Source organism: Duganella qianjiadongensis, from assembly GCF_009857915.1.
Classification (GTDB): Bacteria; Pseudomonadota; Gammaproteobacteria; order Burkholderiales; family Burkholderiaceae_D; genus Rugamonas; species Rugamonas qianjiadongensis.
Map to the genome: position 1 here is coordinate 1 of NZ_WWCM01000018.1, position 23,032 is coordinate 23,032.

At 62.3% G+C, this 23,032-nt stretch carries 18 protein-coding genes; 11 read left to right on the top strand and 7 right to left on the bottom strand.

The window, feature by feature from the left end; translation table 11 throughout:
* From GTP27_RS19600 to rpsL, 4 genes are all read right to left on the bottom strand, one after another.
* Positions 1–229: GTP-binding protein (locus GTP27_RS19600; protein ID WP_229634247.1), on the bottom strand; the 229-nt coding region annotated here is incomplete at its 3' end.
* 71 nt (positions 230–300) lie between these two features.
* Positions 301–2,406 (bottom strand): elongation factor G, encoded by a 2,106-nt coding sequence (gene fusA, locus GTP27_RS19605; RefSeq protein WP_161040829.1) that lies wholly within the window; start codon positions 2,404–2,406, stop codon positions 301–303.
* A 111-nt stretch (positions 2,407–2,517) separates the two neighbouring features.
* Positions 2,518–2,988 (bottom strand): 30S ribosomal protein S7, encoded by a 471-nt coding sequence (rpsG, locus tag GTP27_RS19610; RefSeq protein WP_155436655.1) that lies wholly within the window; start codon positions 2,986–2,988, stop codon positions 2,518–2,520.
* Between the two features lie 154 nt (positions 2,989–3,142).
* Complete coding sequence (gene rpsL, locus GTP27_RS19615; RefSeq protein ID WP_008444270.1) at positions 3,143–3,526, bottom strand: 30S ribosomal protein S12; 384 nt, start codon at positions 3,524–3,526, stop codon at positions 3,143–3,145.
* Positions 3,527–3,796: 270 nt separating this feature from the next.
* Here rpsL and GTP27_RS19620 point away from each other — a divergent pair, with 270 nt between their 5' ends.
* A complete protein-coding gene (locus GTP27_RS19620; protein WP_161040830.1) occupies positions 3,797–5,755 on the top strand; it encodes a phosphoethanolamine transferase in 1,959 nt (652 codons plus the stop codon).
* On the opposite strand, the gene GTP27_RS19625 is transcribed toward GTP27_RS19620, so the two are convergent.
* On the bottom strand, positions 5,738–7,288 hold the full coding sequence (locus tag GTP27_RS19625) for a MutS-related protein (RefSeq protein WP_161040831.1): 1,551 nt from the start codon (positions 7,286–7,288) through the stop codon (positions 5,738–5,740). The genes GTP27_RS19620 and GTP27_RS19625 overlap by 18 nt on opposite strands.
* 224 nt (positions 7,289–7,512) lie before the next feature.
* Here GTP27_RS19625 and GTP27_RS19630 point away from each other — a divergent pair, with 224 nt between their 5' ends.
* The 9 genes from GTP27_RS19630 (at position 7,513) to GTP27_RS19670 (ending at position 19,121) form a co-directional block, all read left to right on the top strand.
* Positions 7,513–8,781 (top strand): efflux RND transporter periplasmic adaptor subunit, encoded by a 1,269-nt coding sequence (locus GTP27_RS19630; RefSeq protein ID WP_161040832.1) that lies wholly within the window; start codon positions 7,513–7,515, stop codon positions 8,779–8,781.
* Positions 8,782–8,797: 16 nt separating this feature from the next.
* The gene (locus tag GTP27_RS19635; RefSeq protein WP_161040833.1) at positions 8,798–9,508 is read left to right on the top strand and encodes an ABC transporter ATP-binding protein; all 711 of its coding nucleotides are present in this window, start codon (positions 8,798–8,800) and stop codon (positions 9,506–9,508) included.
* 10 nt (positions 9,509–9,518) lie between these two features.
* A complete protein-coding gene (locus GTP27_RS19640) occupies positions 9,519–10,835 on the top strand; it encodes an ABC transporter permease (protein ID WP_161040834.1) in 1,317 nt (438 codons plus the stop codon).
* 45 nt (positions 10,836–10,880) lie between these two features.
* Positions 10,881–12,116: an ABC transporter permease gene (locus tag GTP27_RS19645; RefSeq protein WP_161040835.1), complete on the top strand. Its 1,236-nt coding sequence runs from the start codon at positions 10,881–10,883 to the stop codon at positions 12,114–12,116.
* A gap of 87 nt (positions 12,117–12,203) precedes the next feature.
* Positions 12,204–13,538, top strand: coding sequence for a sigma-54-dependent transcriptional regulator (locus tag GTP27_RS19650; protein ID WP_161040836.1), 1,335 nt, complete (start codon positions 12,204–12,206; stop codon positions 13,536–13,538).
* Entirely contained in the window at positions 13,538–14,905 is a 1,368-nt protein-coding gene (locus tag GTP27_RS19655; protein ID WP_161040837.1) for a sensor histidine kinase, read from the top strand. The genes GTP27_RS19650 and GTP27_RS19655 overlap by 1 nt, the downstream gene beginning before the upstream one ends.
* Before the next feature lie 218 nt (positions 14,906–15,123).
* Entirely contained in the window at positions 15,124–15,618 is a 495-nt protein-coding gene (locus GTP27_RS19660) for an FxDxF family PEP-CTERM protein (RefSeq protein WP_161040838.1), read from the top strand.
* A gap of 65 nt (positions 15,619–15,683) precedes the next feature.
* Positions 15,684–16,451: a spermine/spermidine synthase domain-containing protein gene (locus tag GTP27_RS19665; RefSeq protein WP_161040839.1), complete on the top strand. Its 768-nt coding sequence runs from the start codon at positions 15,684–15,686 to the stop codon at positions 16,449–16,451.
* Between the two features lie 249 nt (positions 16,452–16,700).
* Entirely contained in the window at positions 16,701–19,121 is a 2,421-nt protein-coding gene (locus tag GTP27_RS19670; RefSeq protein ID WP_161040840.1) for a TonB-dependent receptor plug domain-containing protein, read from the top strand.
* Here the strand turns inward: GTP27_RS19670 and pdxR are convergent.
* Positions 19,118–20,590 carry a MocR-like pyridoxine biosynthesis transcription factor PdxR gene (gene pdxR / locus GTP27_RS19675; protein ID WP_161040841.1) on the bottom strand — a complete coding sequence of 491 codons (1,473 nt, stop codon included), beginning with the start codon at positions 20,588–20,590 and terminating at the stop codon, positions 19,118–19,120. The genes GTP27_RS19670 and pdxR overlap by 4 nt on opposite strands.
* Before the next feature lie 89 nt (positions 20,591–20,679).
* Here pdxR and GTP27_RS19680 point away from each other — a divergent pair, with 89 nt between their 5' ends.
* A complete protein-coding gene (locus GTP27_RS19680) occupies positions 20,680–21,336 on the top strand; it encodes a pyridoxamine 5'-phosphate oxidase family protein (protein ID WP_161040842.1) in 657 nt (218 codons plus the stop codon).
* On the opposite strand, the gene GTP27_RS19685 is transcribed toward GTP27_RS19680, so the two are convergent.
* A complete protein-coding gene (locus GTP27_RS19685; protein WP_371865955.1) occupies positions 21,293–23,029 on the bottom strand; it encodes a hypothetical protein in 1,737 nt (578 codons plus the stop codon). The two genes, GTP27_RS19680 and GTP27_RS19685, sit on opposite strands and share 44 nt — an antisense overlap.
* Positions 23,030–23,032 lie beyond the last annotated feature (3 nt).

Consider the following 23,032-nt stretch of genomic DNA (forward strand, 5'->3'; position numbering starts at 1 on the left):
AGTGACGGCCAGCGGTTTCGTATTCAACGTGTGCGGTGTTGATGGTAATACCACGTGCTTTCTCTTCTGGAGCAGCATCGATCTGGTCGTATGCTTTAGCTTCGCCGCCGAATTTTTTCGACAGAACGGTAGCGATAGCAGCGGTCAGGGTGGTTTTGCCGTGGTCAACGTGACCGATGGTACCGACGTTGACGTGCGGCTTGGTCCGTTCGAATTTCTCTTTTGCCATTTCAATCTTCCTTAGATCAAAGTTTTAAAGTTGCAGGCGGGGATCATCCCGCCCGCAAAAAATATAAAAAATTACTTGGCTTTCGCGGTAACGATAGCGTCGATAACGTGCTTAGGCGCTTCCGAATAGTGCTTGAATTCCATCGTGTAGGTTGCACGGCCTTGCGTTGCGGAACGCAGGGTGGTCGAGTAACCGAACATTTCCGACAGAGGCACTTCCGCTTTGATGATCTTGCCACCGCCGCCTGGGATCTCGTCCATACCTTGCACCATACCACGGCGGGACGACAGGTCGCCCATCACGGTACCGGCGTAATCTTCCGGCGTTTCCACTTCCACAGCCATCATCGGCTCCAGAATAACCGGGTTGGCTTTGCGGCAGCCGTCTTTGAAGGCCATCGAAGCAGCCATCTGGAACGCGTTTTCGTTCGAGTCCACATCGTGGTACGAACCGAAGAACAGCGTTACTTTAACGTCAACCACTGGGTAGCCAGCCAGAACACCGGTGTTCAGCGTGCCACGTACACCCTTCTCAACTGCAGGGATGTATTCACGTGGAACGGTACCACCTTTGATCGCGTCGACGAATTCGAAGCCCTTACCTGGTTCTTGCGGTTCGATCTTCAGAACCACGTGACCGTACTGACCACGACCACCGGACTGCTTGACGAACTTACCTTCGGACTCTTCGCAAGTCTTACGGATGGTTTCGCGGTAAGCAACCTGTGGCTTGCCGACGGTCGCTTCCACGCCGAATTCGCGCTTCATACGGTCAACGATAATTTCCAGGTGCAGCTCGCCCATACCACCGATAATGGTCTGGCCCGATTCTTCATCGGTCTTCACGCGGAACGAAGGATCTTCCTGAGCCAGACGGTTCAGTGCCAGACCCATTTTTTCCTGGTCAGCCTTGGTTTTTGGTTCCACAGCCTGTTGAATCACTGGCTCTGGGAAGACCATTTTTTCCAGGGTGATGATCGATTGCGGATCGCACAGGGTTTCACCGGTGGTCACGTCTTTCAGACCCACTGCAGCAGCGATGTCGCCGGCGCGCACTTCTTTGATCTCTTCGCGCTGGTTAGCGTGCATCTGCAGAATACGGCCCAGACGTTCTTTACGGCCTTTCACCGAGTTGTACACGGTATCGCCAGCATTGATCACGCCCGAGTACACGCGGAAGAAGGCCAGCTGGCCCACGAACGGGTCGGTCATGATCTTGAAGGCCAGTGCCGAGAATTTCTCGTCGTCAGCTGCTTTACGGCTGGCTGGCTCTTCGTGCTCGTCGGTACCGGTCACAGCAGCGATGTCCACTGGCGATGGCAGGTATTCGATCACAGCGTCCAGCATAGCCTGTACGCCCTTGTTTTTGAACGCGGTACCGCACATCATCGGCACGATTTCCGACGCGATAGTACGATCGCGCAGTGCTTTCTTGATTTCGGCTTCGGACAGGTCGCCCTCTTCCAGGTACTTGTTCATCAGGTCTTCGTTGGCTTCAGCAGCCGCTTCAACCATCTTCTCGCGCCATTCAGCGGCCGAATCAGCCAACTCGGCAGGAATATCGACGTAGTCGAACTTCATACCCTGGCTTGCGTCGTCCCAGATGATGGCTTTCATCTTGACCAGGTCGATCACGCCTTTGAAGTTTTCTTCAGCGCCGATAGGGATCTGGATCAGAACCGGGTTAGCTTTCAGACGCGCGCGCATCTGATCGTACACTTTGAAGAAGTTGGCGCCGGTACGGTCCATCTTGTTCACGAAGGCCAGACGTGGCACTTTGTACTTGTTAGCCTGACGCCATACGGTTTCCGACTGAGGCTGTACGCCACCGACTGCGCAGTAAACCATGCATGCGCCGTCCAGAACACGCATCGAACGTTCCACCTCGATGGTGAAGTCCACGTGGCCTGGGGTGTCGATGATGTTGATGTGGTGCTCAGGGAAGTTGTTAGCCATACCTTTCCAGAAGCAGGTGGTTGCTGCCGAGGTAATGGTAATGCCGCGCTCTTGCTCCTGCTCCATCCAGTCCATGGTGGCGGCGCCATCGTGAACTTCACCGATCTTGTGGTTCACGCCCGTGTAGAACAGAACGCGCTCGGTGGTGGTGGTCTTACCTGCATCGATGTGAGCGGAGATACCGATGTTGCGGTAGCGCTCGATGGGGGTCTTGCGGGCCATAATTATTCCTAAATCTTTGAATGGACAAAACCGAGCCACTTCAAACGACAAAGTGTGCCCGGCCTCGAACAACAGATAACAGCCAGTTTCCGAAAAAACTGGCCGATTTGATTAGAAGCGGAAGTGCGAGAACGCCTTGTTCGCTTCTGCCATACGGTGCACTTCATCACGCTTTTTCATCGCACCGCCGCGGCCTTCAGCCGCTTCCATCAGCTCACCGCCGAGGCGTTGTGGCATGGATTTTTCGCTACGCTTGTTAGCGGCTTCACGCAGCCAGCGCATGGACAGAGCCATACGACGTACTGGGCGCACTTCGACCGGCACTTGGTAGTTAGCACCACCAACGCGACGGGATTTAACTTCAACCAGTGGCTTGGCGTTGTTCAGCGCGGTAGCGAACACTTCCAGTGGATCTTTACCGGTTTTTGCTGCGATGTGCTCGAAGGCACCGTAGATGATGTTTTCTGCGACCGATTTTTTACCGGACAGCATCAGAACGTTCACGAATTTCGCGACATCCGTGTTGCCGAATTTTGGATCCGGCAGAATTTCGCGCTTGGGTACTTCACGACGACGTGGCATATCAATTCCTTTCAATCTTCAGTTGAGGTGCGCAGATATGGGATTCGCACTCTCGCGGAGAGCCATCATAGCTTTCCACTTACTCGACCAATTGCGGTCGATTACATTCACTAAGTGAGCTGCCACTAAGCGAAAACTTTCTACTACTGAGCGATTACTTCTTCGCTTGTTTAGCGCGCTTGGTTCCGTATTTCGAGCGAGCTTGTTTACGGTCTTTAACGCCCTGGGTATCCAGTGCACCGCGAACCATGTGGTAACGCACACCTGGCAAGTCTTTTACACGACCGCCGCGCAGCAGAACAACACTGTGCTCTTGCAGGTTGTGGCCTTCACCGCCGATGTACGAAATCACTTCGAAACCGTTGGTCAGACGCACTTTAGCGACTTTACGCAAAGCCGAGTTAGGCTTCTTAGGAGTGGTGGTGTACACACGGGTGCAAACACCACGTTTTTGCGGGCTGTTTTCCAGCGCCGGCGATTTGCTTTTCACGGTCAGAGCGACGCGTGGATTGCGAATCAGTTGATTGATGGTTGGCATCGTTTAAACCCAACAAAATTACAACAGTTGAAAACCCGGACCGGAGTCCGGCGACTAAAACTTCGTCCCGATCTACTGCCACAGCGGAGGCGCCAAAAGCCACTCACGGAGAGCAGCCAAAAATAGCGTATACGATGCGCAGACTAAATTGAGAACTCGCGAGTATAGACCTGACCGGTGGCGCAGTCAATCAATTTCGCGGCAGAATGCGGGCTGGCGGGCCATGGCCAGACTAGCAAGAAGGGGCTTAAACACCGGATAATACCGGCCATGATACCGCTTTCCGCCCCACGCTCGCTGCTGCGCCCCGCCCCTCTGTTCGTCCTGACCAGCTATGCCCTGCTGACGCTGGTGCCCTTGCTGCCACTGGTACTGGGAGGCACGACCACCGAACTGCCCCAGACCATGGCCGTGGCCGGCCTGCTCTGGCTTGCCGTCTGGGCAATATTGCAACGTCCCGCATGGTTCCACTGGCTACTGCTGCCCGCGTTTCTGGCCCTGCCCACGGAAATTTACTTGTTCAAATACTATGGTCAGGGCATTTCTACGCACCACCTAGGCATCATTGCCGAAACCAGCCCCAAGGAAGCCATGGAGTTCCTGGGCAATAAAGTCTGGCTGATGGGCGGACTGATGCTAGCCGTGCTGGGCTGGTGGCTGGCCGTACAGCTGGCGGCACGGCGCTGCCCGCAGCTGGCATGGCGCGGCCTGAGCCGCTGGATCGTACTGGCGCTGCTGGCATTGCTGGCCGGCTGGCAGTGGTATGGCTGGGAGTTCGGCATCAGGGGCAAGCCGGTGCAGCGCAGTGTGCCTCCGGCGGGCGCCTACCGGCCGCTGGCCGGTAGCACTTCCGGCTCCGGTTCTGCTTCCGCGGCCAGTTCGGCTTCGGCTTCGCTGTCGGCCTCGGCCTTGGCCTCCTCCAGCGATAGCGAGGAAGACGATGACGACGACGACGCCAGCGCCGCCCAGACTGGCGCCCATCAGACCCGCCTGCGTCTGGCGGTCCTGCCATGGTGGCTGGGCTCGCCCTTCAATCTGAGCCATGTCGCTGCTTCGTGGCCGTTCGGCCTCAGCGTACGCGGCGTCGATTTCTACAAGGAGCGCAGCTATCTGGCCGATCTGGGCCAGCGCAGCCGCAATTTCCGCTTCGGTGCGCACCAGCGCCTGGCCGATGGCGCGCCAGAAGTCGTCATCATGGTCATCGGCGAATCGTCACGCTACGACCGCTGGGGCATCAACGGCTACCAGCGCGACACCACGCCACTGCTGAACAAGGAAACCAATCTGGTCACGCTGGCTGACGTGATCACCGCCGTCTCGGCCACCCGTCTGTCCGTGCCCATCATGATTTCGCGTAAGCCGGCCACCCAGAGTCTGCGCGAAGGCTTCTCGGAGAAATCCTTTATCACGGCCTACCGCGAAGCAGGGTTCAAGACCTGGTGGCTGTCCAACCAGATCGCTTTCGGCAAATTCGATACGCCCGTCTCGGTGTTTGCCAAAGAAGCGGACGTGGTGCAGTTCATGAATCTGGGCGGCTACACCAAGCACTCGAATTTCGATCAGGTGCTGCTGGAACCGTTGCAGCACGCCATGGCCGACCCATCGCCGAAAAAACTGATCGTACTGCACACGCTGGGCAACCACTGGAACTACAGCCAGCGCTACCCGCAGCAATACGACCGCTGGCAGCCCTCGCTGTTCGGCGTGGACAATCCGGTGTACACCGATCTGAAAATCAAGACGCGCCTGAATAACAGCTACGACAACTCCATCCTCTACACCGACTGGTTCCTGGCGCAGGTGATAGGCCAGCTGAAAGGCAGCCCGCAACGCAGCGCCATGCTGTACGTAGCCGATCACGGCCAGACTCTGTACGACGACCGCTGCAATCTGGCCTTCCACGGCCATAACACCCAGTACGAATTCCATGTACCGGCCATGCTGTGGTACTCGGACCAGTACCGCGCCCACTATCCGGACAAGGTGGCGCAGCTGCTGGCGCACCGCAAGGACAGGCTGGCCACGGAAAACGTGTTCCATACCCTGCTCGATCTGGCCGACATCGGCTATCCCGACGAAAAACTGGAATGGAGCTTCCTCAGCCCGCAGCTGAAAGCGCACAAGCGCTATGTCGACAGCTACGGCTGGAGCAATTACGACAATGCCAGCTTGCGCGGCGACTGCCGCGAAGTGATCGACAAGGGCAAGCCGCTAAAGCAGGAGAAGTAGTTCCTGCTCGTCGGGATGGGCCATATACCGACTGAGCCAGTCATAGACCTTGCGCGCACGCGCGCCTATCGCGTCATCGAAGCCCTCCGAGTCGAGTAGCGCGATGCCGTTGGTCTGCACCAGCACACCCGGTGTGAGCTGCAACTGCTGCTGGTGGCGCCGCACGCACCACGGCGCCAGCTCGCGCTGCAGCAGGGGCGCCAGCACCAGATTGTGCGAAGAGACGATCACCAGCGCCTGCGCGGACAGGCGCTGCAGCACGGCCGCCGCAGCCGATATCGATTCCAGATGATTGGTGCCGCGGAAAATCTCGTCGATGATGAACACCGCCCGCCCCTGCCCGGCTAGCGCCAGCAATTCGCCTGCGCGGCGCAGTTCGGCCAGATACAGGCTTACACCCTGATCGAGCGCATCCTCGCTCTGCATGCTGGCATAGACGGGCAGCCGGGGCACGCCGGCCTGCGCCGCATAGCAGAAGCCGAAGGCACGCGCCGTCAGCAGATTCAGCCCCACCGTGCGCAGCAGAGTGCTTTTGCCGATGCCGTTCTGGCCCGAGATGAAAGCGCCCCGCCCCGCCAGTTGCAGATCGAGCGACAGCGGCTGTTCCAGCAGCGGGTGCACCACCTGCCCGAACGCCAGCCCGTCGCCCGGCTCTGCCCAGCAGTAGCGCGGCTGCTGGGATAGATGGCGCGCCAGTGCCAGATCCGCCTCCAGCGCCGCCATGCGGGCAAAACTATCGCGCAGCCAGAGCCGGTGCGCTCTGACTACGGCGCGGCTCTTGAAATAATGCCGCACATTCGCCAGCCACAACCAGTCCTGATACTCGGCCACGCCGGGCAGACTGCCCAGCGGCGAGGTCGCCAGCAGGCGGTTGAGGCGAGCCGCTTCGGCCGCGTCGGCCTGCCACTCCTGTGCCAGCGGCTGCGCCAGTGCGCCTAGCAGCGCATGGCTGCGCAGCAGCTGCTGCAACGCTGAACGCTGGCGGGCCCACACCTGCATGGCCTCGTGATGGCGCATCTGCACGCCGAGTAAAACCGCCCAGCAGCCTAGCACCAGCAACCACACGGCAGGCCATGCGCTGGCCAGCGCCAGCACGACGGAAGCCAGCAGAGCTATCGGCAGCCATGGCAGCCAGCGGGTCCAGCGCGGCGGCGCGGTTATTTCGTGCTGCCACAGGGTGGCGCTGACCTCGCAATCAGCATGGCGCAACCCGCTACAGGCCTGCTGCAAGGCTTGTGCCTGAGCCGGATCGGCCAGCAGGGCACGCACGCGCGCCATGCTGGCGGCATCGGCCCCGGCGCGGCTATGCAGACGCCGCTGCAGCTCCTGCTGGCCGAAGATACTGGTCTCCTGCGCCAGCACGCCGCTGTACTGCGCCAGCAGCAGATCATTCCAGGTCTGACTATCGAGCACACTATCGTCCGCATGGGCAAGCAGCCGGTATTGCGCGACATCGCTGGCGGCAAAAGGATAGTCGTATGGCGCTTGCGGCGCTGGCAATAACAGACGGGAGAGTTTTTCAAACAGGCTCATGTAGCGTTCCTCGGCTAGGACTAGCCCGACAATTTGTGATGCTTGCCAATATATCAAGCACCGTTGCGCAAATATTCCTCACCCACGCACTAAGGGCCGGCGCCTGCGGACAGGCCGGACGCGCGCGGACAGCGGACAAGTGCAGCAATAGCCAAACAAATCAAACACTTAGTACGTGGCACGGTTTCTGCATAAGGAGTAGCAACTCTTACTCAGACGCCGCCATGATCCGCGATACCTCACAACAGGACACCGTACTCACCGCACCGGCCGGCCAGCGCCGGCGCCGTCTTCTGCTGCTCGCTGCCGCTACCGTGCTGCTGGCAGGCGCCGCCTATGGCGTGCTGCATAGCTGGCGCAACAGCAGCCATTCCGTCAGCATGGCGCGCCTGCGCATCGCCGAGGTGGGACGCGGTACGCTGGTGCGCGACGCGGCCGTGAATGGCCGCATCGTCGCCGCCGTCAGCCCTACCCTGTATGCGGCGGCACCCGCCACCGTCACGCTCAAAGTGGCCGCTGGCGACACGGTGAAAAAAGGCGATGTGCTGGCCCTGCTGGAATCGCCCGACCTGAGCGATGCGCTCAAGCGCGAACAATCGAGCTATCTGCAGCTGGAAGCGGAGGTGGCGCGCCAGCAAATCCTGGCCCGCCAGCAGAAACTGCTGGCGCGACGCGATGCCGATACGGCTGAAATCGAGCGGCTGTCGGCCCAGCGCACGCTGGAGCGCTACAACGCCGTCTCCAACGAAGGCATCATCGCCAAGATCGAATACCAGAAAGCCAAGGATGCGCTGAACTCGGCCGAAATCCGCGCCCGCCATGCCGCCCAGGCAGCCGAACTGGAAAGCGATAACGTGGCGCTGTCGCTGCAGACCAAACGCAATGAGCTGGACCGCCAGCGCCTGTCGCTGGCCAATGCCCAGCGCCGCGTCGACGAGCTGACCGTGCGCGCTCCCGTCGACGGTTTCATCGGCACCCTGTCGGTAGCCAACCGCAGCGTGGTGCCGGCCAACGCGCCTTTGATGACGCTGGTCGATCTGTCGCGCCTCGAAGTAGAACTGGAAATACCGGAAACCTATGTCGCCGATCTGGGGCTGGGCATGCATGCCGAAGTCGATTTCGGCGCGGGCCGCGCCACCGGCAAGCTGTCGGCGCTGTCGCCCGAAGTGGTGAAGAATCAGGTGCTGGCGCGGGTGCGCTTCGAGAAAGAGCAACCGGCCGGCCTGCGCCAGAACCAGCGCGTCAGCGCCCGTCTGCTGATCGACGAACGCGCTAACACGCTGATGCTGGCACGCGGACCTTTCGTCGAATCGGAAGGCGGCCGCTATGCCTACGTGGTGCGCGACGGCGTCGCCGTGCGTACCGCCATCAAGCTAGGTGCCACCAGCATCAGCAACGTCGAAATCCAGAGCGGCCTGCAAGCAGGCGACAAAGTCGTCATTGCCGGTACCGAATCCTTCGAGAACGCCGCCCGCGTCTCGATCAATCCATAACCTCACGAGGCCTGCCATGCTGCGCATGAAAAACCTGAGCAAAGTCCACCGCACCCACATGATAGAAACCCACGCCCTGCGCGGCTTCGAAATCAACGTCCAGCAGGGCGAGTTCGTCACCGTGACCGGGCCCTCCGGCTCCGGCAAGACCAGCTTCCTCAACATCGCCGGCCTGCTGGAAGAATTCACCGATGGCGAATACATCCTCGATGGCATCAACGTCAAAGGCATGAACGACAACGCCCGCTCGCGCCTGCGCAACGAAAAACTGGGTTTCATCTTCCAGGGCTTCAACCTGATTCCCGACCTGTCGCTGTTCGATAACGTCGATGTGCCGCTGCGCTACCGCGGCTTCAATGCAGCCGAACGTAAGGAACGCATCGAGGACGCACTGGCCAAAGTAGGCCTGGGCTCGCGCATGAAGCACTATCCGGCCGAACTGTCCGGCGGCCAGCAACAGCGCGTGGCCATTGCCCGCGCGCTGGCCGGCTCGCCCAAGCTGCTGCTGGCCGACGAACCGACCGGCAATCTCGATACCCAGATGGCGCGCGGGGTGATGGAACTGCTGGAAGAAATCAATGCGCAGGGCACCACCATCCTGATGGTGACGCACGATCCGGAACTGGCCGTGCGCTCGCAGCGCAATGTGCACATCATCGACGGACAGGTGGCCGATCTGGTGCGCAAAGCGCCTACGCTGGTCCAGCCTCACAGCCACACGGCGTAAGGAGCGCAGCATGTTCCAGTACTACTTCATGCTCGGCCTGCGCAGCCTGCGCCGCAATCCGGCCCTGACAGCGCTGATGGTGCTGACGCTGGCCGTGGGCGTAGCGGCCAGCATCGCTACGCTGACCATACTGCACGTGATGTCGGGCGACCCGATACCGCACAAGAGCGACCGCCTGCTGGTGCCGGTGATCGACAACGGTCCGCTGGCCGGCTACACGGCGGGCGAGGAGCCCAACGACCGCCAGCTCAGCTACCGCGACGCTAGCAACCTGCTGGCCAATAAAGTGGCCGAGCGCAGCACCGCCCTTTACGGCATCAGCGTGGCGGTGGAACCGGCACGTAAGGATCTGGCGCTGTTCAATGCCCGCGGGCTGGCGCCCACCAGCGACTTCTTCAACATGTTCGAAGTACCGTTCCGCTACGGTCAGGGCTGGAGTCCGGCCGAGGATAAATCTGCCGCCGATGTGGTGGTACTGAGCCGCAAACTGGCCGAGAAACTGTATGGCGACAGCGATCCTACCGGCCAGCGCCTGCGCATCAACGGCCAGCAGTATCAGGTGACCGGTGTGCTCGACACATGGAACGTGGTGCCGCGCTTCCACCGCATCATCGGCACGCCAGACGGCGCCTTCAGCGACGAAGATGAACTGTATCTACCGTTTGCCACCAGCGTGCGGCACGAAATGCAGCGCAACGGTAACTCCAGCTGCAGCGGCGATATCGCCCCCGGCTATCAGGCCTACCTCGATTCGGAATGCACCTGGATACAGTTCTGGTTCGAGCTGCGCAGCGCGCGCGAACGGGGCACCCTGCAGGACTATCTGAACAGCTACGCCACCGAGCAGCGCAAGCTGGGACGCATGCAGCGCCAGGCGCCCAACAAGCTGTACGACGTGCGCGAATGGCTAGACTATATGAAAGTAGTAGGCAACGACAACAAGCTGTCGGCCTGGCTGGCCTTCGGTTTCCTGATCCTGTGTCTGGTCAATACCATCGGCCTGCTGCTGGCCAAATTCTCCGTGCGCGCCGCCGAAGTGGGCATACGCCGCGCACTGGGCGCCTCGCGGCGCGAAATTTTCCAGCAGTTTCTGATCGAGACTACCGTGATCGGGCTAGCTGGCGGCCTGCTTGGCCTGCTGCTGGCTTTCGGTGCGCTGGCACTGATCGCCATGCAGTCGAAAGCGCTGACGGTGGTGGCGCATATGGACTGGCTGATGCTGCTGCTGACCTTTGCCCTGTCCGTGCTGGCGGCGGTACTGGCCGGGCTGCTGCCGACGTGGCGCGCCTGCCAGACCACCCCCGCCCTGCAACTGAAATCCCAGTAGCGCACCGCTGCGCTGTTACGTACCCGACTTAAGGAACACTGCACCATGCAACTGCACCCCATACTGTCTGCGCTGATGCGCAACAAGACCGGACCGCTACTGGTTGCCGTACAGGTTGCGCTCAGCCTGGCCATCCTCGCCAATGCACTGCACATCGTGCAGGTGCGGCAGGCCGTGGCCAGCCGTCCCAGCGGCATCGAACACGAAGCCGATGTGTACTCGCTGCGGATACGCCATCTCGACCACCGCGACCATCAGGCCCAGCTCAACGAGCAGCGGCGCGAAACCGCCATCCTGCGCGCGGTGAGCGGCGTACAGTCGGTGTCCTATACCACCCAGATGCCGCTGTCACGCTCGGGCAATTACTCGGGCCTGTCGCTGGACCGCAAGCAGCTCACTTCCAGCGTCTCGGCCACTACCTACTACTCGCCCGATTCGCTGATCCACACCTGGGGCCTGCAGCTGCATGAAGGGCGCGATTTCCAGCCCGGCGAAGTGCCCGAGATCGACACCAATACCAGCCAGGACTACCCGCACAGCGTGATCATCACGCGCCAGCTGGGAGCGAAGCTATGGCCCGATAGCAGCAGCTATCTGGGCAAGACGGTGTACTACGGCACAGGTGCCAGCGCCAAGGAACTGCGCGTGGTGGGCGTGGTGGCGCGCCTGCAGACGCCGGGGGCACAGATCACCGAACAGGCCGATTTCTCCATACTGCTACCGGCCCGCCTGACTGGCGACGATCTCTCCACCTACACCATCCGCACCGAACCGGGCCAGCTGGACCGGGTGATGAAGGAAACCGAAACGGCCATCCGCAACGCCTCGGCCAGCCCGGTCATCACGCGCCTGCAAGCGGTCAGCGAAATGCGACGCGACCGCTATCGCGCCGATCAGGCGCTGGCGTGGATGCTGGTTACTGTCAGCGTGCTGCTGTTGCTGATCACGGCCAGCGGCATTGTCGGCATGGCCAGCCTGTGGGTGACCCAGCGACGCAAGCAGATCGGCGTGCGGCGCGCGCTCGGTGCGCGCCGCAGCGATATTCTGCGCTACTTCATCGCCGAAAATCTGCTAATCACCAGCGCCGGCGTGGTCGCCGGCGTGCTGCTGGCACTGGCACTGAACCAGCTGCTGGTGAGCCAGCTGGAGCTGCCACGCCTGCCCGCCGGCTACCTGCTGGCCGGCGCCGGCCTGCTGTGGGCGCTGGGCGTGGCGGCCGTGTACGGACCGGCGTGGCGTGCTGCCAGCATTTCGCCGGCCACCGCCACGCGCAGTACCTGAACCAGTATCTGACGCCGCATCCGGCGCAGTCGCTGAACCCTGCTGCGGGGATCCCCGCCCGCAGCATGACAATGATATGCTTGCAACATGCCTACCGTTTTAATCATCGACGACAACGCTGCCGTCGCCATCGCACTGGAAGTGCTGTTCTCGCTACACGAGATCGATGCGCTGCGCGCTGCCACGCCGGAAGAAGGGCTGGCCCTGCTGGCGCGCCACCCGGTCGATCTGGTGATACAGGACATGAACTTCAGCGCCGACACCACCTCGGGCGAGGAAGGTACGGCGCTGTTCCGCGCCATCCGCGCAGGCTATCCCGATCTGCCGGTCATCCTGCTGACGGCATGGACCCATCTCGATGCGGCGGTGGAGCTGGTCAAGGCCGGCGCGGCCGACTATCTGGCCAAGCCGTGGGATGACCCGCGCCTGATCGCCAGCGTCAACAACCTGATCGACCTGGGCCGCACCAAACGCGCCCTGCAGCAGCGCCTGCAGAGCGAGCAGCGCCAGCGCCACGCGCTGGAAAGCGAATACGATCTGCGCGGCATGGTGTGGCAGGACCCGGCGACGGAGCGGGTCATCCATCTGGCCTGTCAGGTGGCGCGGGCCGACGTGCCGGTGCTGATCAACGGCCCCAATGGCACCGGCAAGGAAGGCATCGCCGCCATCATCCAGGCCAATTCCAGCGTGCGCAACGGCCCCTTCGTGGTGCTCAACTGCGGCGCCCTGCCGTCCGAGCTGATCGAAGCGGAACTGTTCGGCGCCGAAGCCGGTGCCTACACGGGCGCCTCGCGTGCGCGCGAAGGCAAGTTCGAAGCAGCCGACGGCGGCACCCTGTTCCTCGATGAAATCGGTAACCTGCCGCTGGCCGGCCAGATGAAGCTGCTGCGGGTGCTGGAAACGGGACGCTTCGAGCGGCTCGGTTCCAACCGCGAGCGGCAGGTGAAAGTGCGCGTGATCAGCGCCACCAATGCCGATCTGCCCGCCATGATCCGGGCCGGCAGCTTCCGCGAAGACCTGTTCTACCGCCTCAACGTGATCGAACTCAGGCTGCCGCCACTGGCGGCGCGTCCGGCCGACATACTGCCGCTGGCGCGCCACTTCCTGGGTACCCAGGCGCGGCCGCTGCATCCGTCGGCACAGGCGGCACTGCTGGCGCATAACTGGCCCGGCAATGTACGCGAACTGAAAAACGTCATGGCGCGCGCCGCCCTGCTGGCCAGCGGCGACGCCATCAGGGTGGCCGATCTGGGCCTGCCGGCCGCGGGCAATGAGGACGCCGTGCGCGAGCCGGACCGCGATGCCATCGGGCTGGCACTGAGCCGCGCCGGCGGCGTGGTAGCGCAGGCCGCCGCCGAACTGGGGCTATCACGTCAGGCGCTGTACCGCCGCATGGAGCGGCTGGGCATCGCCCGTCCCTGATGCAGCGCCCTGCCTCGCGCCGTGCGCCCATGCGGCTCTCGCTGCTGACGCGCTGGACGGCCATGATCGCCACCCTGCTCACGCTGGGCATGCTGATCGCACTGGCCCTGCTGCACTACCTGCCGGACCAGCCATGGCTGGTGCTGGCGATCTGCCTGCTGTGCGTGCTCCCTATCGGCATCATCACCATCCGTGCCCAGCTGGAGACCATGCTGTCGCTGTTCCGTGCCCTGAGCGGCACCGTCACCAGCTACCGCGACGGCGACTTTTCCTTCAGCCTGCACTGGCCGCAGAACGATGAGCTGAGCGATCTGGTCGCCGCCCACAACGCGCTGGGCGACGTACTGCGCCAGCAGCGGCTCGATCTGGTACAGCGCGAACTGCTGCTCGATACCATGGTACAGAACACACCTGTCGCCATGCTGCTGCATAACGATAGCGGCACCATCGTGTATGCCAATATCGCGGCACGCCAGCTGCTGCATCAGGGCCACAAGCTGGAGGGCCACAAGCTCGACGCCATCCTTGCGCAAGCCACCCCGGCGCTGCGCGAAGCGCTGGACCGGGGCGGCGACGGGCTGTTCACCGGCAGTGGCGCCGATCCGGCCGCCGAGGCAGAAGACGAGGAAGTGTTCCACCTGGCGCGCCGGCGCTTCCACCTGAATGGCCGCCAGCACGAATTGCTGCTCTTGCGCCAGCTGACCATGGAACTGCGCCGGCAGGAAGTGCAGACCTGGAAGAAGGTCATACGGGTGATCAGCCATGAACTGAATAACTCGCTGGCGCCGCTCACCTCGCTTGCCCATTCGGGTGCCGAGCTGGTCAGGCGCGGCCAGACCGAAAGGCTGCCGCAGATACTGGCCACCATCGAAGAACGCACGCGCCATCTGGAGAGTTTCATTCTCGGCTATGCGCGCTTTGCCAAGCTGCCGGCGCCGCATGCAACGCCGCAGAACTGGAACGAGTTTCTGGCGCAGCTGGGCGAGCTGGCGACCTTCAGGCTGCTCGGCAAACCACCGGCCGAAGCGGCCAGTTTCGATCCGGCCCAGTTGCAGCAGGCCCTGCTCAACCTGCTCAAGAATGCGCACGAATCGGGCTCGCCAGCCGATGCCGTGGCACTCGAAGTCAGGCCGCTGCCCGGCGCTGTGCGCATCGACGTACATGACCGCGGCCCCGGCATGAGCGAAACGGTGCTGGCCAATGCGCTGGTGCCGTTCTATTCCACCAAGCGCAGCGGCACCGGACTGGGTCTGGCACTGGCGCGCGAAATCGCCGAAGCCCATGGCGGCCGCATCCTGCTGGCCAACCGCCCCGGCGGCGGTCTGAGCGTCACTCTATTCCTGCCAGTGTCTGCAGCGCACCACTAAACAGGCTGATAGCAGCATGATCGCCAGATGATATTTTGCACAACAGAAATTGTATTTAGGAAAACATTCCCCATTTAGCCCCTGAGTTAGCCGCGCGCTATCAGCACCCTCATTTTCATAAAAAAATAGCGAATTGACATGTAAAAACCACAGGCGTACTTTGACTCCGCAGTCAATGTTTTCGGGTTTTTTCTAAAATCTCACTTCGCGGGGATCACATGAAATTAACTTCACTTCTAGCAGCCGGCTTACTGGCTGCCGCTACCGGTAGCGTCAGCGCTAACGACTACACCGCCCCCGTCATCGCCATGGTCGGCGGTCCAACTAACTGGACCATCTCCTTCGGTACCTCCCACAACGATGGCCTGGCCTTCACCGACACTTACACCTTCACTTACTCCGGACTGCCGGGAACAGCCACCGGTTATTTCCTCAACGTTGCATCCATGGCTGGTGATCTGGACTTCAGTTCCGCCAAACTGAACGGCGCTGAACTGGGCCCCGTCAATGCTGGCCCCATGTCCGGCATCGTCACCTTCACCCAGTCGGTTTCCGGCGTCATTTCATTGGTCATCAAAGGCACGGATCATGGCACCGGCAGCTATGCCGGCACGCTCGATATTTCCGCTCCCGTACCTGAACCTGCCACCTACGGCATGATGCTGGGCGGTCTGGCCCTGCTGGGCGTGGTCGCCCGACGCCGCAAAGGCTAAGCCCCCCACAAGACGCTACGGCGTCTTTTTTTTCGTCTGCGCCAGCCGGCTGCTAAACTGCCGGCATGAAACTCACCGCACAAACCCGCTACGACGCACCCGGCCACCCGCCGGCCACCATCACCGAATTCCAGGGCGTACGCAGCCTGCACCTGGGCACCTCCTGGGTGCAGGGCGCCATGCGCATCGCCAAGCCCGACCAGATCGAACTCGAATATGTCCAGATGATGATGATGTGGCTGCTGTTCAATCCGCAGCCGCGTCAGGTGGTGCAACTGGGGCTGGGCAGCGCCGCCCTCACCAAGTTCTGCTACCGCCGCCTGCCCGATACCCGTGTCACCGCCATCGAACTCAACCCGAACGTGATCGCCATGTGCGAAGCCCAGTTCGCCCTGCCGCCGAACGACGAACGGCTGCAGGTGCGGGAAATGAATGCCATGGATTTCGTGCTCGATCCGGCCAACCACGGCAAGGTCGATATCCTGCAGGTCGACCTGTACGACGAGGAGGCGCGCGGCCCCGTACTCGACTCGCCGGAGTTCTATCAGGCCTGCTACGACTGCCTGAGCGCAGACGGCATGATGACGACCAATGTGTTCGGCGACTTTTCCAACTATGACAAGAATCTGCAGGCCATGGAGCAGGTATTCGATGCCGTGGTCTGGTTACCGGAAGTACATGACGCCAACATCATCGTGATCGCCTTCAAACGCGCGCCCGTGCTCGATTTCAGCGTGCTGTACGAACGGGCCGGGGCCATCAAGAAAGCCTATAACCTGCCTGCCAAATCGTGGGTGAACGGGCTCAAAGGCTGGATGCTAGATCAACATTGAGGCGCGCACTATTGCAGCGCACTGCGGGCTGATATGTGGTGGATTTGCACCATTTTTCAGCAAAAAATGGTGCATGCATCGAACATAATACGGCACGCACCAATTTAAAGCACGAAAAATTGCCGAATGTGCAGAATCTGCAACAAATAGGGGCAGCCACAATTGCGGCACTGCAAAAACTACCGTTAGTATTTTTCTCCGGCCTGCGCCAGTCACCTCGCCGCAGGTTCCAACTAGAAAGAGAAAACGATGAAAAGAGCACCGCAATTCCAACGCACGCTGCTGGCAGCCGCCGTTCTGGCCCTGTCCACCAGCTACGCCAGCGCCGAAGGCAATGACGCCCCGGCCGAACAAACCGTGGTGGTACTGGGCTCGCGCTCGGTGGCCAAAACCGCGCTCGATACGGCCGCCCCGGTAGGCCTGATCAGCCTGAAAGACATGCAGACCGCCGGTCCGCTGGAACTGGGCAAGCTGCTGCAGACGCTGGACCCGTCCTTCAACTTCTCCAGCACCTTCATCAGCGACGGTACCGATTCGATCCGTCCGGCCACCCTGCGTTCGCTGGGGCCGGATCAGGTGCTGGTACTGGTGAACGGCAAGCGCCGCCACCAGCAGGCCCTGCTCAATGTGCAGCAGACCATAGGCCGCGGTTCGGCCGGTACCGACATCAACGCCATTCCGCTGGGCGCCATCCACCACATCGAAGTACTGCGCGACGGCGCTGCCGCCCAGTACGGCTCGGACGCGATTGCCGGCGTGATCAACATCGTGCTCAAATCGCAAGTCAATGAAACCCAAGTCAGCGGCAGCGTCGGCACCACCTCGGAAGGCGACGGCGACCTGTACTCGGCCAGCGCCAACACCGGCTTCGCACTGGGCCAGGACGGCGGTTTCCTCAACCTGACGGCCGAAGCGCGCAAACGCGGCGAAACCAACCGCGCCGGCGTCGATTCGCTGCGGGTCAATCCGCCCCGCGTGACCCAGCACATCGGCGACAGCAATACCAAGGACGGCTATCTGTGGTGGAACGGCGCCCTGCCGATCGACAAGGCCAGCGAGTTCTACGCCTTCGGTGGCGTCTCCCAGCGCAAGAGCGATTCCTTCGGCTTCTTCCGTTCGGCCGGCGACGACCGCACGGTGGCTGCGGTTTCGCCTAACGGCTACCTGCCAGCGATCCACACCACCATCAAGGATGCCTCGTTCGCCTTCGGCTACCGGCGCGATCTGGCCAACGACTGGAAAGCCGACATCAGCATCAACTACGGCGCCAGCGAACTGGCCTTCCACGAGTCGGACAGCCTGAACGTCAGCTACTGGTACGAGAAAAAAGCCGATGGCAGCATCTACGGCGAATCGCCGCGCGAAGCCGATACCGGCACGCTGAAATTCAACCAGACCACCTTCAACGCCGACATCAAAGGTCCGCTGCAACTGGGCGGCGCCAGCATCTTCCTCGCCACCGGCTTTGAATACCGTGCCGACAACTACCAGATCGTCGCCGGCGATCCGGTGTCCTACCAGTATGGCCGCAGCAACAACCCGGCCATCGTCATCAAAACCCCTAGCGGCGCTACCGCAGCTTCGGGCATCCAGGGCTTCCCCGGCTATACGCCTGCTACCGCCGTTGATTCGGGCCGCCACAACATCGCCCTGTTCCTCGACGCCGAGCACAAGCCCGTCAACGAGCTGACGCTGGGCGGCGCGGTGCGCTACGAAAAATACTCGGACTTCGGCAGCACCGTCACCGGCAAGCTGAGCGCCCGCTTCGACCCGACCAAGCAGTTTGGCCTGCGCGGCAGCCTGTCCACCGGCTTCCGTGCACCGAGCGTGCAGCAGGAGTTCTACAGCTCGGTCTCGACCAATCTGAATAACGGCGTGCTGACCGAAACGCTGACTGCGCGTCAGGGCAGCGCCGTGACCAAGGCCTTCGGCATCGCTCCGCTGAAAGAAGAAACCTCGACCAACGGCAGCATCGGCATGGTGCTGCGCCCGGCCAGCAATATGTCGCTGACGGCTGACCTGTACGAAATCAAGATCAAGGACCGTATCGTGTTCTCGAGCGAGATCGCACCGGAAGCCAATGGCGGCCCGATTGCCAACATCCTCAAGCCACTGGGCGTAGGTCAGGCACAGTTCTTCACCAACGCGGTCGATACCCGTACCCGTGGTCTGGACATCGTGGCCGAGCACACTTCCAAGTTTGCTGCTTCCACGCTGGTGCTGTCCGGCCAGCTGGGCTTCAACAAGACCGAAGTCACCAAGCGTCACTCCACTTCCAGCGTGCTGACCGGCGCGCAGCTGTTCGACCAGTCGCAAGTCACCCTGATCGAACATGGCCAGCCACGCAAGCACCACGTGGTCGCCGCCGACTACACGGCCGGTCAGTGGAACCTGAACGCGCGCGCCAACTACTACGGCGAAGTGGAAGCAGAAAACTTCAGCCCGCTGCAGAAATGGGATGCGCGCTGGCTGGTCGACACTTCGGTGCGTTATGCCTACACCAAGCGTACCTTCTTCAGCGTAGGCGTGAACAATCTGTTCAACCAGACGCCGTCGAACTGGACCAATGGCGGCGTGTTCCCGCAACTGGGCTTCACCAAGTGCTGGGAAACCTGCCCTATCGGCGTGAATGGCCGCTCGCTCTACGTGCGTGCCGATACCGCCTTCTAAGCAGCCTTCGTAGTGCTCACAGCTGGCAGCGCTGCTGCCAGCTGCAGCACCAACGCTTCCATCTGCTCGGCTGGCACCTGTGCATAGCCGAGCATCAGTCCCTGCAGGGCCAGACTGCCCTGCGTCGCCTTGGTACTCAGCGCTTCCGCCACCATGCCCTGCTCCAGCAGACGCTGGCTGATGGCCACATCGCTCCAGCTCTGATCCCTGAAACACAGTACCAGATGCATACCGGCGCTAACCCCGTGCAGCGTGACGCAACCACCGAGATGGCGCTCCAGCGCGGCCACCAGTGCATCGCGCCGCTGGCGATACAGCCGCCGCATGCGCCGCACATGGCGCGCAAACTGTCCGCTCTGCAGGAACTCGGCCAGCGCCAGCTGTTCGGCCACACGTCCGCGTGCCGACGACTGTGCGCGCATCTGCGCAAACGCCGGCGCCAGCGTGGCCGGCACCACCACAAAGCCTATGCGCAAAGCGGGAAACATGGTCTTGCTGAAGGTACCCAGATACACCACAGGCGCATCATCGGCCAGCCCCTGCATGGCCGACAGCGGCCCCGCATCGTGGCGGAATTCGCTGTCGTAATCATCCTCGATAATCAGCGCGCCGGCATTGCGGGCGGCCTCGATCAGCGCGATGCGCCGGCTCAGGCTCAGCACACTGCCCAGCGGGTACTGGTGCGATGGCGTGGTGTAGATCAGCCGCGGCGGGCGCAATAGCCAGTCGTCCGGCTGCGGCGCGATGCCCTCCGCATCCACCTCGATACCGGCCACATTCAGGCTGGCACCACGGGCCGCCGCCAGCGCACCGGCATAGCCGGGATGCTCGATCCAGATGGTATCGCCCACATCGGCCAGCGCACGCAAACACATATCGAGGCTGCTCTGGGTGCCATCCGTAATAAACACCTGCGCTGCATCGCACACCACGCCGCGCGCCGCACGCAAGTGCTCCGCCACGGCCACCCGCAGCGGCCACTCGCCGGCAGCATCACCGTAATTGAGCTGGGCCGGCGTCAGGCTGCGCCACGCCTTATCCAGCAGGCGGCGCCAAAGCGCCAGCGGAAAGTGGTCTAGCGCGGGCACGCCCGGTACGAAGGCTCCGGCCAGATGCGCCGCCGTGGGCGGTGTGCGCAGATTGCGTACCCGCTGCGCCAGCCCCGCCTGCACGGCTGCCGGGATGACTTGCGCACTGGCAGCTTGCAAGGGCACCGAAGCCACCACCGTGCCACGCCGGTCGCTCTGCACATAGCCTTCGCTGGCCAGCTGCTCATACGCGTACAGCACGGTATTGCGCGCCACCTGCAACTCCTCGGCCAGTGCGCGCGAGGGCGCCAGCGCCGTACCTGCCGCCAGCGTGCCCTGCCGGATGGCGCTGCGCAGACATTCGTGCAACAGCCGCTGGCGCGACCAGCCGTGCTGCCCGTGGCGGGCAAGATAGGCGCTGAAAAGCAGGGAATAATCCATTCTGGCTCCAAAAAATAACATGGTTCTGGATCTTTTTAAGGAACCATCACTTCATTATAGTGGCACTTCAATTCAACCGGATGGAGCTTATGACCACACCAGAAACTGCCGCAGCGCCCAGCGAGCGTACCCGTATCCGCCGCATTCCTACCAACGCCGCCTATGACACGGCCACCCTGCATGCGATCGTCGATGCGGCCTATCTGTGCCACATCGCCTTTGCCGACGACAAGGGCGCGCACTGCATCCCCACGGCTTGCTGGCGCGAGGACGATCACCTGTACATCCACGGTTCCAACGGCAGCCGCATGCTCAAACGACTGACGGACAGCGAGTGCTGTGTGACGATTACCCATCTCGATGGACTGGTGCTGGCACGTTCGGCCTTCAACCACTCGATGAACTACCGTTCGGCCATGGTCTACGGCCGCTTCGAAGTGGTTAGCGATGAGGCGCAGCGCCGTCATGCGCTGGAAAACTTTATGGAACATCTGGCGCCGGGCCGGCAGGCGGAAATCCGCCCCGGCTCGGACAAGGAATATGCAGCCACCACCATCCTGCGCATCAGCCTTGCGGAAGCTGCCTGCAAAATCCGTAGCGGCGGACCGAATGAGGACGAGGAAGATATGCAGCAGCCTGCGTGGGCGGGCGTGCTGCCGCTGGCGTTGAAACCGCTGGCGCCAGTCATGGATGCGGGCTGCCTTACACCGGCTCCGCCTTATGTGAACCAGTGGCGGCAGGACTGAACTGCTCGCGCCACCAGAGCACCAGCATGCAGGCGATGCACAGCAGGCCGGCTGGCGCAACCGGTAACAGCGCTGCTACTGGTACTGGTGCTGGTGCGCCGGTAGCACCACCTTCCATCGACGCTTGCGCCTGCGCAGGGGTGTAGCGCGCGGCGTAGCGCGCCGTGGCGTCGCGCCGCAATGCGCGCTGCCATGCCGGCCAGTCGCTGCTGGCAAATACGTACAGGCGCTCCTGCTCCGGCGCCTGCGTAGCACTCAGGGTCATGGGCAGCCACCCTGCCTGCGCAGGCCACAACGCAGCACAGGCCGCATCGGCCTTATCCCGCCGGTACTGCAGGGGCAGTTGCGCCTGCCCTTGCACCTGCAGCATGGCGCCGGCCGCAGCTCCCTGCACACAGGCCTCGGTGCGCAATCCTGCCAGTGGCATAGGATCATCGAGCTGCCATGCCAGTTTGCCCGCACTGGGCAAAGCCATCTCGTCTAGCGCTAGCTGCCACCACGCTGCCAGTGCCTGTGGCGCGCTGATAGCGTAACGGTGCCAGTCAGTGACGCCCAGCCAGAGCATGCGGCCGCGCTGCATTGCGTGCTGCCATAGCCATGGCTGCTTCCTGTCATCGCGCGCCAGCACGCTCCAGCCCCCCGCTGATTGCGCCGGATTCCATGGTGCCGGTGCCAATGCCAGCTGCGTGCCTGCCAGCGCGAACTGGCGCATATCTTCCTTTTCCGTAGTGGCAGACTGCGCTTGCAGGGGCAAGCCGAACTCGCGCTGCCACAGCGCTGCGTCGGCCGCATTCCCGCCCAGTATCACCAGCGGCACGCCCTGCCGCACCTGTGCCAGCAAGGCACTGCGTGCTGCCGGTGCCAGATGTTCGATATAGGCTGCATCGGCAAACAGCAGATTCGGCGCGCTCAGCGGCTCGCGCGCCACCTCGTTGCGGCTGACCGCTTTGCCCAGCGTGACATTCCACTCCACCAGCGCGCCACCATCGACCAGCAACTGGTTCAGGCTGCGCGCATCGAACGAAGCAGCATCGAACAGCCCGCGCACCTGCAACGGCAGCGCATCCTTTACCTGCAAGGGCACCGGCCCCTGAGCGATCACCTTGCCCGCCTGATCAAGCAGGCGTGCCTGCAGTACCATCGCCTCTGCTACCGGCGGCAACCACTGCACACGTTGGGTTGTGCTGACCGCTGTCGCTACGCCGGAATCGGCCAGTATCTGATGATTCTCGGCCAGCAGCTGCAACCGCCAGCCAGCCTGCGCTGCGCCGCGCCGCACCGTCAGCGTGAACTGCCGCCCCAGCGCCAGCGTGCGCGGGAAATCCAGCCAGAGCAGATCGGCTGCCTTCGGTGCCCATTGCAGCGGACGGGCTGGCACATCGCGCCACTCTGCGTCGCGCAAGCCATCGCCGCGCAGATCGATCTCGCTGGCAGCGGCCACGCGCGATAACTGCGCAGCCGTCACCGCAGTTGCCGCATCGCTCTGGATGGTCAGTGGCGCTGCCGCTCCGGCAGGTAGACGCAGGCCAGCCAGTGTCAGTGCTAGTGCCAGACCAGCCACCAGCACCAGCGCGGCATTGATCTGCTGGCGCTTGCGCAGGTACAGCGCAGCGCTTACCAGTCCGCTCAGGGCAACCGCCAGCGGCAGCAGCCATTCCACCGGCGCGATCGAATTGAATACGGCGGTTATCACGGC